Source organism: Desulfoluna sp. CLI2B, assembly GCF_056847375.1.
Map to the genome: position 1 here is coordinate 1,621,512 of NZ_CP186557.1, position 14,562 is coordinate 1,636,073.

Here is a 14,562-nt window from a genome sequence, read left to right on the forward strand (position 1 = left end):
GGTTCAGGAGTATCGATTCAGCTTGCCTTCTATGGTTAAAGTGCAAGGAAAAGCCTGCCTCCGGCGGCGAGGGTGGCGAAGCCACACTATCGAAAACACCTCGAAAGCTGACTGCCGTTGCAATGTGTGCCTCGTTCATCGGGCCACATTGCAACGGCCTTTCGGCTCGGGCTTCGACCGAAACATATGCTGGTGGTTTGTACGAGCGATGCGACAAGCCTTCAAGGGCTAGATTCGTTATCGTAACTCGTTGACTATTTTGCTTAAACCGGACTGTTTCCAAAGGTGTTGGGAAATTTTAAAACCTGTTTGTCAAGCTTTTCAAAAGCTTGGCCCCCGGCAGGGCCGCCGGAGGCAATGTTGAACACTCCGTTTTGAGACCTGACGTTGACCATAAAAGGCTTGTTTTTCCATGCATCTCTTACACAACAAAACGCCCTATGCTGCAGAAACCTTTGTCCTTCGTGATCAGCACGGAACCCGCCAGGCGGTTGCCATCATCAAGGGGACTTTTCTGTATGACGAACAGGGCTTTGTGCAGGATGCTCCCGACCAGCTTCCCTTGTGCTATGCCGATGAGTATTACGGAAAGCCGGGGCTCAGCAGCCTTCGGTACGCCTCAGATCTTGTCCCGGAAAAAAAAGGCACGGATATTGTGCTGAACGGGCATGCCTATGCACCCGGGAAAAAAGCGGTCCGCAAGCTCGATACCGCTTTGATGGTTGGACCGCATCAAAAGCGTGTGCGCGTGTACGGAGATCGTGCCTGGCGTTATCGGCTGGGAGTCGTCACCAAAACCTCCCCTTTGCCTTTCCTTAAAATGCCCCTTGTCTATGAGAGAGCCTTCGGTGGTGCCGACACGTCGCACAAGAAGACAAAAAAGCAGGGGCATTGCCTGGAAAATCCCGTTGGCACGGGGTTTCGAATGGCAAGGACAAAAAAAACATTGGACGGTCATCCGTTGCCGAACCTTGAGTGGGCGAATCGTTCGATACAGGCATGGAAAGACAAACCGTCCCCTGCAGGATACGGGTTTGTGTCACCCCACTGGGAGCCCAGGGGATCCCGGTGCGGAACCTATGACGAGGAGTGGGAACGGCGGCGCATGCCCCTTTTGCCTGAGGATTTTGACCCCGGGTTTTACAACACAGGCTCTTCCGATCTCGCACTTGAAGAGTGGATTGCCGGGGATGAGACCGTGACCCTTATTAATCTTCACCCGGATAACGAAAAAATTCAGTTTAACCTTCCGGGTATCAATCTCACATCGGCATTTATCCTCCGTGATCAGACATACAAACCCGATGTGCGGCTCGATACCCTTTTGATCGAGCCGGACGCAAACAGGTTTTCCATTGTATGGAGATCTGTTTTTCCAGACCGGGATCAGCCTGACAGCATTTGAAACAAGTGACAGTCAGCCATGACGGATAACAGCTCCAATTCCATAGCCATTACGGGTCTTGGCATGGTCACCTCGGTGGGCCATGACGTGAAGACCGCCTGCTCGTCTATCCGTGCGGGCCTGAAACGCCCTGTAAAACTGCAGAATTTTTATGCTGAGTCACCCGGAGGCTATGACGACTGGGAAGACGGACTGGTGACGGGTCACCCGGTCTTTGATGGGGATGTGGACGAGACCGAAGACCGAATTTGCAGGCTGCTGGGTGATGCCTTGGAAGATATCGCGGATAACGCCGGGCTTTGCGAATCAGATGCCGTTCCTTTGTTCCTCGCTCTTCCCGGAAAAGAGAGGGATCTGTTCCCCGACGAGACCATGGACGATTTTTTCGCGAGAAACAAGGAACGCTTTCACGTGTGGGAAGAGGTTATACCTCCACTGGCAACGCCGCGGGCCTGATGGCGTTGGAACGTGCAGCAGAAACAATTGAGGCTGGCCAGTGTGAACAGGCCCTTGTGGCCGGAGCAGATTCTCTTCTTGGTTTTGCCAACCTGTCCCGGTTGAACCGGATGAAGCGGCTGAAAACCGAGATCAATTCGGATGGATTGATCCCTGGAGAGGCCTCAGCGGTCGTACTTTTGGAAGGGCTTACCCGGGCCGAGAAGCGACAGGCGGCGATCCAGGGGATTTTAGAGGGTGTGGGCGTCGGGTTTGAGTCAGACCATTGCCTTGAAGGGAGACACGCTGGTTCCGGGCTGTCCGATACCGTTTTCACTCTGTTGCCGCAGGATGATGACGGGCCCGTGGATGTCAGGGCGATCATGACCGATCTGAACGGAGAACCTTACCGTTTCGATGAGATGTCCATGATGCATGCGCGGGTTTTCAGCCGGATGGACGGGGAGAAAGAGATCCTCTGCCCCGCTCGGAATATCGGAGACACAGGGGCCGCTTCAGCCCTGGTTTCCATGTGTCTTGCTTCTCGCACCATGGCCCGGGGCGGGTTTGGCAACACCGATTGCCGGTGTCTGGTTCTCTCTTCATCGGACTCCGGTGAGAGGGGGGCTCTTTTCATGACATTCAACATGGGGGATTGACGATGGGCGTTACGGTAGGTGCAAATGGTCGAACGGTGGTTCATAAGGGCAGCGGCGGCACATCGGTTGCTTCGCCGGACATATGCCGCACACAGATCGGTCCGGTGGTGGTGCCCATTCCATACGCAAACACAGCCATGTCGTCTGATCTTGACGGCGGTGCTCAAACGGTCAAAGCCGATGGTAATCCTCTGGGGCACGCCAAGTCAAATTTCAAAAAAAGCATCGGCGACGAGGCTGGAGACAAGAAAGGAACGGCATCCGGCACCATCCAGAAGCAGGCGGAGTTCACCAGCTCTTCATTCGATGTCCAGGTGGAAGGAAACGGTGTGGCACGAGCCTTTGACACCATGATTCACAACAACAAAAACACCCCTCCTGCCCCGTTGATGCAGGCTCCCCTTGTGCAGGAGATTATGGATGAGACACCGGTGATACCGGAACAGGGGAAGGTGGAAATGCGTTTTCTCGACCCCTTTGGGGAACCCATGGAAGGACTTGAGCTTGATGTGGAGATTGACGGCGAAAAAGGTGTTTTGGTGACTCAGTCTATAGGGCAGATAGTTCACCTTTCAGAAAAGGAAACCGTGAAGCTGTTTGTAAAAAATCCCAACATGGATTTGAAAGAAAAAGAATAATAGGTCACATGTTGTAGGGGGACTAAGGAATGGCTATAGAAAAAAATGTAAATATTAAAAATAATCAGAAGTATATAGTTTCTCATGAGCCCTGTGATGCAAAAATATTATATCCGTCCTTGGGGTGTCCTTCCTTAGTTAAGATTGAAGGAGATAATGCATGGGTTGAGATGGTCGTAGCATGTAAAAATAATGGTTTATGTTTGGCTGAAGTAGCATTTCATCTTCGATATGTGGAATGGGGAATGCTTCATGGGGATAAGAAGCAAAATTCAACTATTGGAGATAGGTCGAGGTATAAAATGCTCGATCTATACAAAAAATATTTTTTGAGTCTGCAAGATTCAAAGAACAGTACCAGTTTAATACGAATATCCGAAGCATATTTTAATGCTGATAATCGAATTAATGTAGAAAATATTGAAAGTGATAACTTTCAAATTCAATTAGCGCACATGAATGCCTTCCCCTGGGTCCTGGAAATGTACAAAAAGGAAGGGTATATGTATCTTTATAAAATAGCAGTTAATCTAAAGTATGAACCGGGTTGCTGCACGGTGGGGAACACCGGAAAACTTTTGAATTTCATTTGGCTCGAAAAAGAACTTTATGAAAAGTCTAAGGGTAAACCCAGTTTGATGGAAATTGAAACTGGATGGTATAAAGACCTTCTTAAAAAAGAAAAAAAAGAAGTTAAAACCAGACTTTCAGAATTTGGAGGTGATGTGGCGGAAGCACAGGATGTACTAGTTAAGCTATATCACCCAGTATATATTTCAAAGAAAAATCGACTTTCTATAGGCCACATTACCGATATTCATCTCGATACTCGAATGGAACTCTATAGCAAGTCTGTCGCAAGTGTTATTGAGGTCAAAGAGAACTGCCAGGTTAGAATTAAAGATGATAAGCGGGTTGTGGAAAATGATGAACTTTATCAGCCAATAAAAAATCTTGTGGCGAATTTTAACCAGTCGTTTACGAGTATCAGTGGCAAGCTACTAAGCAAGGCTGATGCCTTAGTCGTAACAGGCGACTTGATTGATTTTAATAAGGGCATCCACACAGATCAAACTTTCTCAGATAAGGATAAAACACCATCTAAAGTTTGGGAAGAACTGAAGGCTGAATGGTTTTCCTTAGATAACGAGAATCATTTGGAAGATCGGAATTGGTTTCTTTTTTACAAGCTTCTTGTTGAACTTTATACCAAACATGGAAAACCGATATTTACAATGTTGGGTAACCATGACTACGTGAAGCATGCGATGGCTCCATGGCCGGTTTTCGGTCTTACTTGGAATGGGGTGTATGATATGAACCTAACCCGATATGAAAATGCCCTTTGCTTCGGGAAAGGATATAATGACAATAAAGAATTTGTATTTAATAGTAAAACATCATCAAAATGTGTTGAGTGGTATACGTTCTTTATTAACCCATTCCCAGACTATGTAATCGACTACGGAGATCAAAGCATGTTTATGGTTGACTGGGGGGAGGGAGCAAATATTTCACGTATTGGGGGTATTGACGATGTGACTAAAAATTTGGTCGGTAAAAAAGTCCCTTTAAGGCATCCAGGCTCACTTCATCACGCAGCCAATTTGTTTCGAGAAAAAAATGAGTATGAAAAGCCCCTACAATATAAAGACAAACAGGGTAATGTCATAACGGTAAAAGTCGAGGATGAAGATGGAAATGAAGTTGAACTGACAGACCCTTATAGAAAAAAGAAAATGCCCTTTCTTGTTAAGAATTTTACTATTTACAAATCATGGATTAATCGTCCTGCAGCGGTAAGGATGTTATTTACTCATGCTACAGTAATATGTCCTAAAGACAATGTGACGGTAGGAGAGATCAATAATGATTATTCGTGGAAAGAACCTGAACTGTGCTACGGAACGTTCGATTACCGTCGAGATGAAGTGATAAAAGATGTTGAAAATGGCAAGCTTCATATCGCTGTAGGAGGGCATAGTCACAGAAATTTAGTGATGAAAGTTGGTGAAAAGAAAAAGGACCATGCAACTGTACTTGCTGCAGGAGAAAGGATCAGAACAGAGTTTATCGAACCGGAACATATTGCTATGGTGACCTCCAGCGGTGGTCCGTTTCCTAAATACCTACCGGGTGCCCCCATGATTTGTGCTTGCTTTAAGGAAAATAAGTACAACACAGGGTTCTACTGTGAACGGGATTTTTCTCTAAAAGAGTTACACACAAAGCAGCTTTATTCTGGGCAAGATGATTCTAAAAAAGAAGCAATAAACTCAAATGAGTGTCCTCATTGTCATATGCAAGCAGGTGATATGGTCAGAAAACCTGCCAAGAGACATAGGCCTGGTGGAAACCTACTAATTTTTGATGATACTGGAAAACTGAAAATCCAATCTGTTGTGACTGATGATAAAAAAAACAAACCCAGAAAAGCAGTGATGTGTGAGGAACAGAAGATATTTATCGATGATATGAAACTGGAAGATATCAATAGCTATGAAGAATTTAGTGATTGGGATGAGACAGAAAAACCCATTCAGATTATTAGTACAGAACCCTTTACTTATTATGGATATATGGAATTTCCATCAAGGGTAAAGTATATTACCTTCAAAACAGGTGTTTTGCCCGGTGATAGTGCGGTTCAACTTGTTTCAAAAGAATATTCAAATAAGTTTTTTAAATTCGTTCAGGAAAGTGTTTTTGATAATATTTATGAAAAAAGGGTTGTTCAGGAAATTGGAAAGAAATGTTTTAGAAAATTGAAAAATGCTGCAACACATGAAAGCGATTTTGCATTTGTAAGATATTCATTCAATGAGTTAGATTTTTGGGATCGTGAGATCAATATTGGGAAACAGAGATTTGAAGATGTCAAAGAATATGCAAAAATAAAAACAAATAATGCTTTTGAAGCATCGAAAGAATGGTTGGCAGAAAAGTTTGAGAAAACCTATAATCCGCAATATCAGGAGTATATAAAAGATGATTTTAGGGGCATGCTATTGGAATTTAGGATCATTCCTGATTTTGAGAAAAGGAAGGATAACGATGTCTGTGGATATTAAAAAAGAACTAATTCTTATAGTTTTAATGCTTTTTTTGACCGTTTCGTGCACCCGAGGAGAGAATATGGATAACGATGCTTTAAAAATATTAAGGGTAAGTGAGAAAAAATTCAATGAGACCTATAAAGGTGAAGAGGTTGATCTTTCTTATTCAGATTTAAGAGGAATGATAATAAAAGAAGCAATCTTGACAGGAGCTAATCTTAAAGGTTCAAATTTAACGAAAACTGTTTTTAAAAAATGCAATTTGGAGAAAGCGGACCTTTCCGGCGCGACATTGGACCATACTTTTTTTAATGCCTGTCAAATGAGCGAGGTTAAGATTATAAAATCTCGATTTAGTACCGTTTTTTTTGAGGATTGTAAGATGAAGCACGCTGATCTTCATGAATCAATATTCAATAAAATTCAATTTGAAAAAACCACACTGGGTAGATCGAATTTAATCGGAATAATGATTGACGATGGTGTTTTTATTAAATCGGAAGTTCAGGATTGTAAAATCATGAACAGTAAAATTCTGAATATTGTAATCAACGACACCAATTTTATCGGATCAGATTTAACGGATTCAATTGTCCAGGGTTCTATAGTCGAGAGTTCATCTTTTAGTGATTCAACTCTTATCCGAACAAATTTTTCAGGCTCAAAATTTAAGGGGAGGCTTTTCAGCGATCCTGATTTTTTGGATGCGAAAGCAAAAGATATAAATTTCAGTAATTGTAATATGTACGGAGTTTCTATGCTTGATGCTGACTTGGAAAACGCTGATTTTTCAAATTCGAATATTGAACTTCTTGATGCACAGAGTGCTTATTTAAAAGGTGCTAATTTTTCTAATTCCAATTTGAGTGGATTGAATTTAGGTCATTGTGATTTGACAGAAGCAGATTTCTCAAATTCCGTAATTATACGGAAGATAATTTTGAAAGATACAAAATTAGATGGCACATCATTCAAGAAGCTAACGTTTATGGATAATCCTACAATAATACTTGATGATACAATATACGAGGGTAAATCTCTCCCAATTGAGTAAGTAATTATGGAGTGCTTTTGTTTTGGAATGCTTTTTGCCTTGTGAAAAAAGTGACATTTACATTTCTGTGTCAGGGTAATTGACGTCTCATAAGAATAGTGCAGGCTGAAGTGCTTTGGAAACATCATGCTTATGATGCCCCGCCTGGCAGCCGGGGCATTGTACTTTACTGGTTGAGGCGTCTCACAACATCCAGCACAAATTCCTGGCAGTAGATGCCTGCCTTGGGATCGAACCCTTCGTCGTGGAGTTCGGAGTTGGAGAGGATTCGGATGCCCAGGAAGGGGATGCCGTAGGCTTCGGCGACCTGGGCTGCGGAAGCGGTTTCCATCTCTTCCGCGGAGGTCTTGTAGGTGGCATGGATCCAGGCGATGCGGTCGAGCTCGCGGTTCCACTGGTCGGCGGAGCCGATAACGCCTGTGACGACCTTGCCGTGTTTGTAGGCTGCAGAGGTTTTTTCGGCGACCTCCAACAGGTGGGCATCCCCCTTAAAACCGGTGAACTCTTTTGCTTCTCCCTTCACATTGACGGTGAGGGTCATGGGGAGCCATTTTTCGGGCTTCACACCCTTTCCGGCGTCCCCGTGTTCCGTTCTGAAGTTTCCGAAGTTCACGGCTGTTTTTCCTAAGACAATGTCGTGGCGGTGCAGCTCAGGGGCGTGGCCGCCGGAGGTGCCCTGGTTGATGATGGCAGACGGGTTGAATCGCTCAATGGCGAGCACGGTGGATGCCGCGGCGTTGGTCATGCCGACCTCGGTCTTGGCAACGACCACGGGGCGGCCTTCGAGGGCTCCCTTGAAAAACCGCCATCCGCCGATGGTGATCTCCTCAACATCGGTGAGTTTCTCGATCATAAACTGCGTTTCAACATCCATGGCGCCCTGGATGACGATGGGGCGCATCTCTGCGGCGGCGCATGGGTGATTGCCCCCGATAACAAAAATGGCCAGCAGGATGGCGGCCAGCAGCGCGGATACTCGTTTGGTCATGACGTACTTCTTTCGTGTTTTAGCCCGGATATTTCACGAGTCGAGTGTACCCATATTCAAAGCATCAGAGTTGCAGATGTAGTTGTTTATCTCAAGGCTCTGATAAAGCAGAAGATGGGTGCACTCGACTCGCCCGAAGGGTGAGAAAGTGAGCGGGAAGTTGAATGGGCGCTTTTTGCGGTTTTGAGATGCCTCAGTTTTTCGCGATAACCTCCCATAATGATAGTCTGTTTCTTCGCTTTGGGCGTTTTCTCATGAAATATCCGGGTTAGCGTTCATGTGGCGAGGGCCGGGGGAGGAGTTGCTTCCGTCTGGAAGGGTTGGCTCTATGGGCATGGCAGCCATCCTCCTCCCGGCACCTGAAGAAAAACAGCCCGCAGCGTTTTTTTCCCTATCGCACAGGGAGCGTGCTACGCCCAGCGGAAATCATCTCAACGGGCAAACTCAATTTTTTGCTTGAGCAGGTCGCGTGGCTGGAGGCGAGGTGATGGTGTTACTTTTTTCAACCCATGGGAGACCGAGGGGATGGCAATGACGGCGTATGACCATGTCGGTTATGGACTGCTTCTGTTTGGTATTCACGTTGGTTTATCGTGGGTCCTCTTTTATCTTTACGGCATGTGCCTGGCCAGATGGGTCGGCTACTGGTTCCCGTCATGGTGCAAGAGGCTTCTCTTTGTCGTGTTGGGGGCCTTTGTCCTGCAGGCCGTGGCTCTGAAATCAGGCACAGCCTGCCGGGAATCTGTGGCTGTGGTTTCTGCGACAAGCTATTGCTTGACGTGGGCATATATTTTTCTGAAGACAGAGGTGACCAGTTAGAAGAGCGGGGGTGCTGCCAAATTACAGGTATCAAAAGGGCCATGCTGAAGAATCTTCTTGAGTATGTGTGTGCCGTGGGGCTGGGAGTGGGGACGGCCCTGTGGGTAAGGGGTGAGAACCCGCTGGACGGGGTTACGCTTTTTGCAGGGGCCAACCCTGTATCCTCGTTTTTCTTGGTGAGTGCCTATGGGGTGTCAGCAATCTACGTTTTTTGCGGTGCGTTTTACATTGTTGTGTCAAGCAGGTCCGATCTTCTCCTGGCAGGTGTCGGGGTTCTCATGGGGATATGTGCCATCGTGTATGGGCTTGGTTTGGGGGTGGTTTTGATGTTCTGTTCTCCTCCCGTTGCCGGGCTCCTTGTCTGCCTCAGCGGGCTTTTGCTTTTTATGTTGCTGGAAAACAGCAAGGGCACGAACTCACCGCTTCCCATGGTCATCCCTGTATTTGTGATCCTGTCCGTTTTTTCCGGCCTCGGGCTGATGGTGGCGGGGTAGATGCCACCTTTCTCCTTCAGGTCGTGGGCTGGCTTTGGGCTTCTCCCTGGCAGGAGAGCACAGCAACCAGGGTTGCACTATAGGTCTTGTGGGGATGATTGAGGCAAGCCGGCTTCAGATGCCCATGCCGGCTTGCCCGTTATCTCAAAATATCCTTTATTTGTATCCGATGTCCCGGTTATAGGTGTTCATGCACCGGTTGCACCAGGAATCACTCTTTTCTACCGGGCTTTTCAGCAGGGAAAATTCACCGCCTCCCCGGCCGAAAAATTCGGCGACGACGTCTCCTGTCCCCGTGCGGGTGACGGCCCCTGAAAACATGGGGAACATGGTGGTTATCTGGTAGGCACCTGTTACCCAGGTGACGTTGGAGAGAAGGCTCGCAAAATTGTCTCCAATGTCCACATAGTCCACCGTGGTGCCTGCTACATTGATCCCGATAATCGTGGAGGGATGCAAGGGGCCTGCATTGAAACACCTCAGGACTCCAGGTCCAGGATGCGTGGTGCCAGCCCAGCTCCCCGCGGTCTGCCCGGAACCTAACGCTTTTAGGCGTTCCGTTATCCAGAAAGTCCACATCCAGGTAATCGAGGTCCTCGGTGCCATGGTGATAGGTCTGGAAGCCGAACTGGACCTTGTTTTTCAGGTCGGACATGAAAAAGAAGTCCCAGCCACCCAGGGCAAAGGCCCACCTGCCAAATGAGTTTTCCCGGTAGCCGTGTCCGTCTATCTGCATGCGCTCGCCGGTTGTCAGGTCCGTGATCCAGCCGTCGACTTTGGTGGATGGCCAGTTCATGTTGACGGTCCAGTGCTCCGTTCGCTCAAGCTTTAGGTGGAGGTCATTCCCAACTTCCCAGGTCCTGTCCTTGAGTGCATGGTAATCGGGGTAGGAGAATCCCTCCGGCGCCTTTTCCCCGGCCCAAATCTGGCTGACTTCAAGTTCCCACTCAAAGTGCTCGGTTTTGCCCGAAAGAATCAACCTGTCCGGTTTGCCGTCTCCCTTTCGCATGGGCACCATCTTCCCGAATATCTCTTCCCCAGGCTTTTCCGCGAAAAATGATCGCTCCGAGGTGCCCGCTTCGAAATCGAGTCCGAAATTGACATAGTCGGCATACCGGGCACCGGTTTTTCCCACTTTGCCGAAGCACGCCATGTTTGCCCCTGAAGGCATGAGGTTGGGCTCAAAGACATAGTCCGGGTCGCCCAGGTGGCCTTCCGGGTCAGCCACAAGATAGGCCACGACACCGGTAAATTTCCCGTCTTTATCGTGGATGCTGAAATAGTCCCATTCAAGGGAGAGTCCGTCCAGCACATGGGGTTGCCGGTAATCTTCGGATAGCACGTTCCAGCCGCAGAGCCCGTCCTCTAATGTCGCGGCGTTTTTTTGGGCGTACCGGTCCTGCCACGTGGTGAGCGAACCCATGGAAAAGGCGCTTTGAGCCATAAACAAACACACAAAAAATACGGCAATTACGTGACGCATACACTTACTCTCCTTTGGTTGATGGTGTCAGACCTGTCCTTGATTCTGGTATTTCTAAGGTTTACGGGCGAAAACACCCGGGGTATGCTGCTGAGGCCATGGCACAATCAATAAAGCCTGTCTCTTCAGCTTGACGGAAAAGTCGGTATTGCATGTTGATGCAAAGACGTGTTGGGGGGGGATTAAGGGGGGGGCATACACGGCCAAGATTTTGGCCCACGATACAAAAGCAGTGCCTTTGTCAATTTTTACTCGGTTGGGGGGCAGAGAGGGGGGATTGCTTGGTGTTTGCACGTTTTGTGTGGCAAATACCTGTGTGTCAGTCTCTTCGTGTTTGTTGTAATGGCTTGATGTTTCGAATTACTCAGTATTGCTGTCTTGATTGGACTTTATAGTTACAGCGCAAGCAATTTGTCAAGGCAGTAAGTTCGTATATATGATTGCCCAGCGGTGGTAACGTAAGGTATTCACGGTGTGGTGCGTTTTGTGCAGACATTTCATGAGATAATGATCGGTTACTTTGGAAATGCGAAAGCCATTTATCATTATTCTTATCAAATACCCGCTCTAAGTAAGGCCTTGACGCCGGTGTGCAAAGGGAATACCTCCTCTTTATGAGGATCGGATGCCAACCTGCCGGTTTTTTTCAAAGGCCAACCACTATCAGGAGACACAGTGAATTACGGCGAAACAACGTGCGAGCTTTTTCAGGCAGATGAGGTGACAACGTTGCTCTCTCGTGCATGGCTTCCCGGCTCAGAGGTGACGGCGATTTTTATCGGGATCCACGGCGGCATGGCACACGGTGGAGACTGGGTAACGCCGGCTGAGTACTTCAAAACGAAAGGGATTGCCACCTACGCCCCGGATCTGAGGTTTCACGGAACCTACCCGAAGCACAATCCCGGGGGCAGAAACTTTTTTCATATTGATTCATACGATACCTATGCGCGGGATATCCATGGTTACATCGGTTGGGTGAAAGAGCGCCATCCCGGTATTCCTGTGTTTGTCCTCTCCCATTCAAACGGGGCCCTTATCGCACTCTATTACGGGCTGACTCTGGGGAAAGAAGCGGACATCAAAGGATATATCCTCTCGTCACCGTGGTTGAAGAACAAGGTGGCCGTGCCGAAGGTGCTGTACCATGCCTCCAGGCTGGTTGCCTGGGTGCATCCCACATTTTCGGTTACCCCCCCTGCATTGACGCATCACCTGACCCACGATGAAAAGATCACAAAGCGCCATGTTGACGACGAGAAACGTGGCTTAAGGAGCACAAAGGTCTCAGCCAGCCTGGGCGTGGAGTCAGAGAAGACCCAGCAGTGGGTGGTGGCCCACATGAAAACCTGGGAGAGGGTGCCCATTTTTTGCGTGATTGCCGGAGACGACAGGCTGGCGGATCCGGCGGTGAGTCAACAGGCCATGGCCGATGTTCCGCCAGGACTTGCCGACGTCACCACATACGAGGCAAATTACCATGAAAACTTCAATGAGGTGAATCGAGACGAACTATTCGGTCGTATTCTGGATTGGACGGAAAGGCATATTTTCTAAGGGAAGGTATTAAAACAATCATGGGTAAAAAAAGAAAACTGTTGGTGATAAGTGTTTCCATCGGGTCTGGCCATGTTCGTGCGGCTGAAGCGATTCGTAAGACCGCTTTGCTCCATTGCCCGGAGTTGGAGGTCGTGCATCTGGATGCCATGGAGTATGTGTCGGGAGCGTTCAGGAAAGCGTACAAGGAGAGCTATTTAAAAATCATCGAACGCCATCCCTCCCTGTGGGGATACATGTTTTCCAAAAGCGATCGGGCCGAAAATGACGACTCAAAGATGAAAAATGTACGGCTTGCCTTGGAGCGGCTCAGTGCCCGGGCATTGATGGATGAAATCGAGCGGATCAATCCCGACGGGATCCTCTGTACCCATTTTCTTCCCGCCGGACTGATTTCACGAAAAATCAGAAAAGGCCGGATGAAGGTTCCGTGCTGGATTCAAGTGACGGATTTCGATGTTCACGGGCTTTGGTTCCAGAACCGAATGGACGGCTATTTCGTGGCCTGTGAGGAAGCGTCGTGGAAACTTGAGGCGTTTGGTATTCAGCCGTCGAACATATACATGACGGGTATTCCCATCGTCCCGTCGTTTATCATGGCCCATGACACAGAGGCCTGGGCGGCTGAGCTGGGTGTGGACCTTGACAAACCAACCGTTCTTATGATGTCCGGTGGTGAGGGATTGGGGGATATGCTCACCTTGACCGAGCGCATGCTAGAGACGGACCCCATGTGCCAGGTCATCGCCCTTGCAGGTAAAAATGAAGACCTTTTCCTCTCCCTTACCCGGCTATCTGAATCCCATGGGGGACGACTGATCCCCATGGGATTTACCAACACCATAGAGCGGGTGATGGCCGTGAGCGATATTGCCGTGACCAAACCCGGAGGCTTGACCAGTGCCGAATGCCTGGCCATGGGGCTTCCCATGATCATCATCTCTCCGATTCCAGGCCAGGAAGAGCGAAATGCCGATTACCTTCTTGAGCACGGCGCAGCACTCAAAGCGCTGGATGCGACGTCCTTGGAACATAAAATCAAGCGGCTTATGGATCGTCCTGACAAAATAGGTGAGATGAAGGAAAAAGCAGCACAGATTGCACGGCCCGATGCGGCAGCACACGTTCTGGATATCATATGCGAGGCGTTGGAACGGAACGCGGGCCATTCCTGAAAACCCGGACGATATGGGGGCTCATCTCTCGTACGCAGAATGCCTGTAAGGTCTCCGAGCCCCCTATGCCAACGTCCTGACCCGTCTTTCCATCACTCCTGGCAAAAGTTGATCAGGTACTCCCTGGCCTCTTCAATGGACGTCCCTTCGGCCTGGCTCATGGCCTTTTCCATTTCGGCAGTTTCGGGGTTGTATGTCGCGACCTTGGATTTCGAGTGCTCTTCGATCATTTTTCTGTACCTGGCGCACAAGGGGTCTTCATTGACAGACTCGGTGGCCGCCTCCGGTTCGGGCTCTGCGGGTTCATTGGCATGGGCCAGTTTAAAGGCCTTGATCTGCTCCATGATGGTGGCGGGCTGGCCCTGCATGAAAGCCGGGATGGCGCAGACCCCTTCAAAGAGGATATAAGGCTCTTCGCAGGCACCGTCCACGGGCATTTTCATCATGGGCTGCTCTTCGTTTGCTGCGGCAAGGACGGGGGTGAAAATAAGGATCGCCAGTACAAGGGCGAGACGTCGCGGCATGGACAGGAGTGCTCTCATGTGGGGCCTCTCTCGTGTGTGTGCGGTTGGAAAAAAGGTAACTACTCAGCTTATGCCTCCGGCGGCCCTGCCGGGGGCTAAACTTCTAAAAAGTTAAGCAAACAGGTTTAAAAACATCTTTTTGAGTGAACGTTTACTTTAAAGGCGGATGTGATTTGACCCGAGGAACGAGGGGCGGAGACTAGCCATACCCGCAACCTGCTTTCAAGGTGGCACACCTTGCCGCCGGAGGCTGTTTTTTTTGAGCTGAATAGTTA

The 14,562-nt window shown here is 48.5% G+C and carries 12 protein-coding genes; 9 read left to right on the forward strand and 3 right to left on the reverse strand.

The features are described 5' to 3' along the window. Window positions 1–412 precede the first annotated feature (412 nt). From ACOYW2_RS07915 to ACOYW2_RS07940, 6 genes are all read left to right on the forward strand, one after another. Window positions 413–1,405 (forward strand): DUF2169 family type VI secretion system accessory protein, encoded by a 993-nt coding sequence (locus ACOYW2_RS07915; protein ID WP_482770037.1) that lies wholly within the window; start codon window positions 413–415, stop codon window positions 1,403–1,405. Between the two features lie 18 nt (window positions 1,406–1,423). After that, window positions 1,424–1,861, forward strand: a complete 438-nt coding sequence (locus ACOYW2_RS07920) for a hypothetical protein (RefSeq protein ID WP_482770038.1) — start codon at window positions 1,424–1,426, stop codon at window positions 1,859–1,861. Next, window positions 1,861–2,499, forward strand: a complete 639-nt coding sequence (locus tag ACOYW2_RS07925) for a beta-ketoacyl synthase N-terminal-like domain-containing protein (RefSeq protein WP_482770039.1) — start codon at window positions 1,861–1,863, stop codon at window positions 2,497–2,499. The genes ACOYW2_RS07920 and ACOYW2_RS07925 overlap by 1 nt, the downstream gene beginning before the upstream one ends. A 2-nt stretch (window positions 2,500–2,501) precedes the next feature. Beyond that, a complete protein-coding gene (locus tag ACOYW2_RS07930) occupies window positions 2,502–3,137 on the forward strand; it encodes a DUF4150 domain-containing protein (protein ID WP_482770040.1) in 636 nt (211 codons plus the stop codon). Between the two features lie 29 nt (window positions 3,138–3,166). Next, window positions 3,167–6,208 carry a metallophosphoesterase gene (locus tag ACOYW2_RS07935; protein ID WP_482770041.1) on the forward strand — a complete coding sequence of 1,014 codons (3,042 nt, stop codon included), beginning with the start codon at window positions 3,167–3,169 and terminating at the stop codon, window positions 6,206–6,208. 64 nt (window positions 6,209–6,272) lie between these two features. Beyond that, window positions 6,273–7,247 (forward strand): pentapeptide repeat-containing protein, encoded by a 975-nt coding sequence (locus ACOYW2_RS07940; protein WP_180140911.1) that lies wholly within the window; start codon window positions 6,273–6,275, stop codon window positions 7,245–7,247. A 166-nt stretch (window positions 7,248–7,413) separates the two neighbouring features. Here ACOYW2_RS07940 and ACOYW2_RS07945 read toward each other — a convergent pair whose 3' ends face one another. After that, on the reverse strand, window positions 7,414–8,235 hold the full coding sequence (locus ACOYW2_RS07945; protein ID WP_482770042.1) for a 5'-methylthioadenosine/S-adenosylhomocysteine nucleosidase: 822 nt from the start codon (window positions 8,233–8,235) through the stop codon (window positions 7,414–7,416). A gap of 656 nt (window positions 8,236–8,891) precedes the next feature. On the opposite strand from ACOYW2_RS07945, the gene ACOYW2_RS07950 reads away from it, so the two are divergent. Then, the gene (locus ACOYW2_RS07950) at window positions 8,892–9,548 is read left to right on the forward strand and encodes a hypothetical protein (RefSeq protein WP_482770043.1); all 657 of its coding nucleotides are present in this window, start codon (window positions 8,892–8,894) and stop codon (window positions 9,546–9,548) included. 247 nt (window positions 9,549–9,795) lie between these two features. On the opposite strand, the gene ACOYW2_RS07955 is transcribed toward ACOYW2_RS07950, so the two are convergent. Further along, window positions 9,796–10,971: a hypothetical protein gene (locus ACOYW2_RS07955; RefSeq protein ID WP_482770044.1), complete on the reverse strand. Its 1,176-nt coding sequence runs from the start codon at window positions 10,969–10,971 to the stop codon at window positions 9,796–9,798. Window positions 10,972–11,706: 735 nt separating this feature from the next. Here ACOYW2_RS07955 and ACOYW2_RS07960 point away from each other — a divergent pair. Both ACOYW2_RS07960 and ACOYW2_RS07965 read left to right on the forward strand, forming a co-directional pair. Beyond that, window positions 11,707–12,588, forward strand: coding sequence for an alpha/beta fold hydrolase (locus ACOYW2_RS07960; RefSeq protein WP_482770045.1), 882 nt, complete (start codon window positions 11,707–11,709; stop codon window positions 12,586–12,588). A gap of 20 nt (window positions 12,589–12,608) precedes the next feature. Next, the gene (locus ACOYW2_RS07965; RefSeq protein ID WP_482770046.1) at window positions 12,609–13,763 is read left to right on the forward strand and encodes an MGDG synthase family glycosyltransferase; all 1,155 of its coding nucleotides are present in this window, start codon (window positions 12,609–12,611) and stop codon (window positions 13,761–13,763) included. A gap of 92 nt (window positions 13,764–13,855) precedes the next feature. On the opposite strand, the gene ACOYW2_RS07970 is transcribed toward ACOYW2_RS07965, so the two are convergent. Beyond that, window positions 13,856–14,305 (reverse strand): hypothetical protein, encoded by a 450-nt coding sequence (locus tag ACOYW2_RS07970; protein ID WP_482770047.1) that lies wholly within the window; start codon window positions 14,303–14,305, stop codon window positions 13,856–13,858. Window positions 14,306–14,562 lie beyond the last annotated feature (257 nt).

Bases quoted from the DNA above. Each gene is read 5' to 3' on its own strand.
- ACOYW2_RS07970 (WP_482770047.1), bottom strand. From the start codon at position 14,305: ATGAGAGCACTCCTGTCCATGCCGCGACGTCTCGCCCTTGTACTGGCG.
- ACOYW2_RS07940 (WP_180140911.1), top strand. From the start codon at position 6,273: ATGGATAACGATGCTTTAAAAATATTAAGGGTAAGTGAGAAAAAATTC.
- ACOYW2_RS07950 (WP_482770043.1), top strand. From the start codon at position 8,892: ATGGTGCAAGAGGCTTCTCTTTGTCGTGTTGGGGGCCTTTGTCCTGCA.
- ACOYW2_RS07965 (WP_482770046.1), top strand. From the start codon at position 12,609: ATGGGTAAAAAAAGAAAACTGTTGGTGATAAGTGTTTCCATCGGGTCT.
- ACOYW2_RS07930 (WP_482770040.1), top strand. From the start codon at position 2,502: ATGGGCGTTACGGTAGGTGCAAATGGTCGAACGGTGGTTCATAAGGGC.
- ACOYW2_RS07955 (WP_482770044.1), bottom strand. From the start codon at position 10,971: ATGGGTTCGCTCACCACGTGGCAGGACCGGTACGCCCAAAAAAACGCC.
- ACOYW2_RS07945 (WP_482770042.1), bottom strand. From the start codon at position 8,235: ATGACCAAACGAGTATCCGCGCTGCTGGCCGCCATCCTGCTGGCCATT.
- ACOYW2_RS07925 (WP_482770039.1), top strand. From the start codon at position 1,861: ATGGCGTTGGAACGTGCAGCAGAAACAATTGAGGCTGGCCAGTGTGAA.
- ACOYW2_RS07915 (WP_482770037.1), top strand. From the start codon at position 413: ATGCATCTCTTACACAACAAAACGCCCTATGCTGCAGAAACCTTTGTC.
- ACOYW2_RS07920 (WP_482770038.1), top strand. From the start codon at position 1,424: ATGACGGATAACAGCTCCAATTCCATAGCCATTACGGGTCTTGGCATG.
- ACOYW2_RS07935 (WP_482770041.1), top strand. From the start codon at position 3,167: ATGGCTATAGAAAAAAATGTAAATATTAAAAATAATCAGAAGTATATA.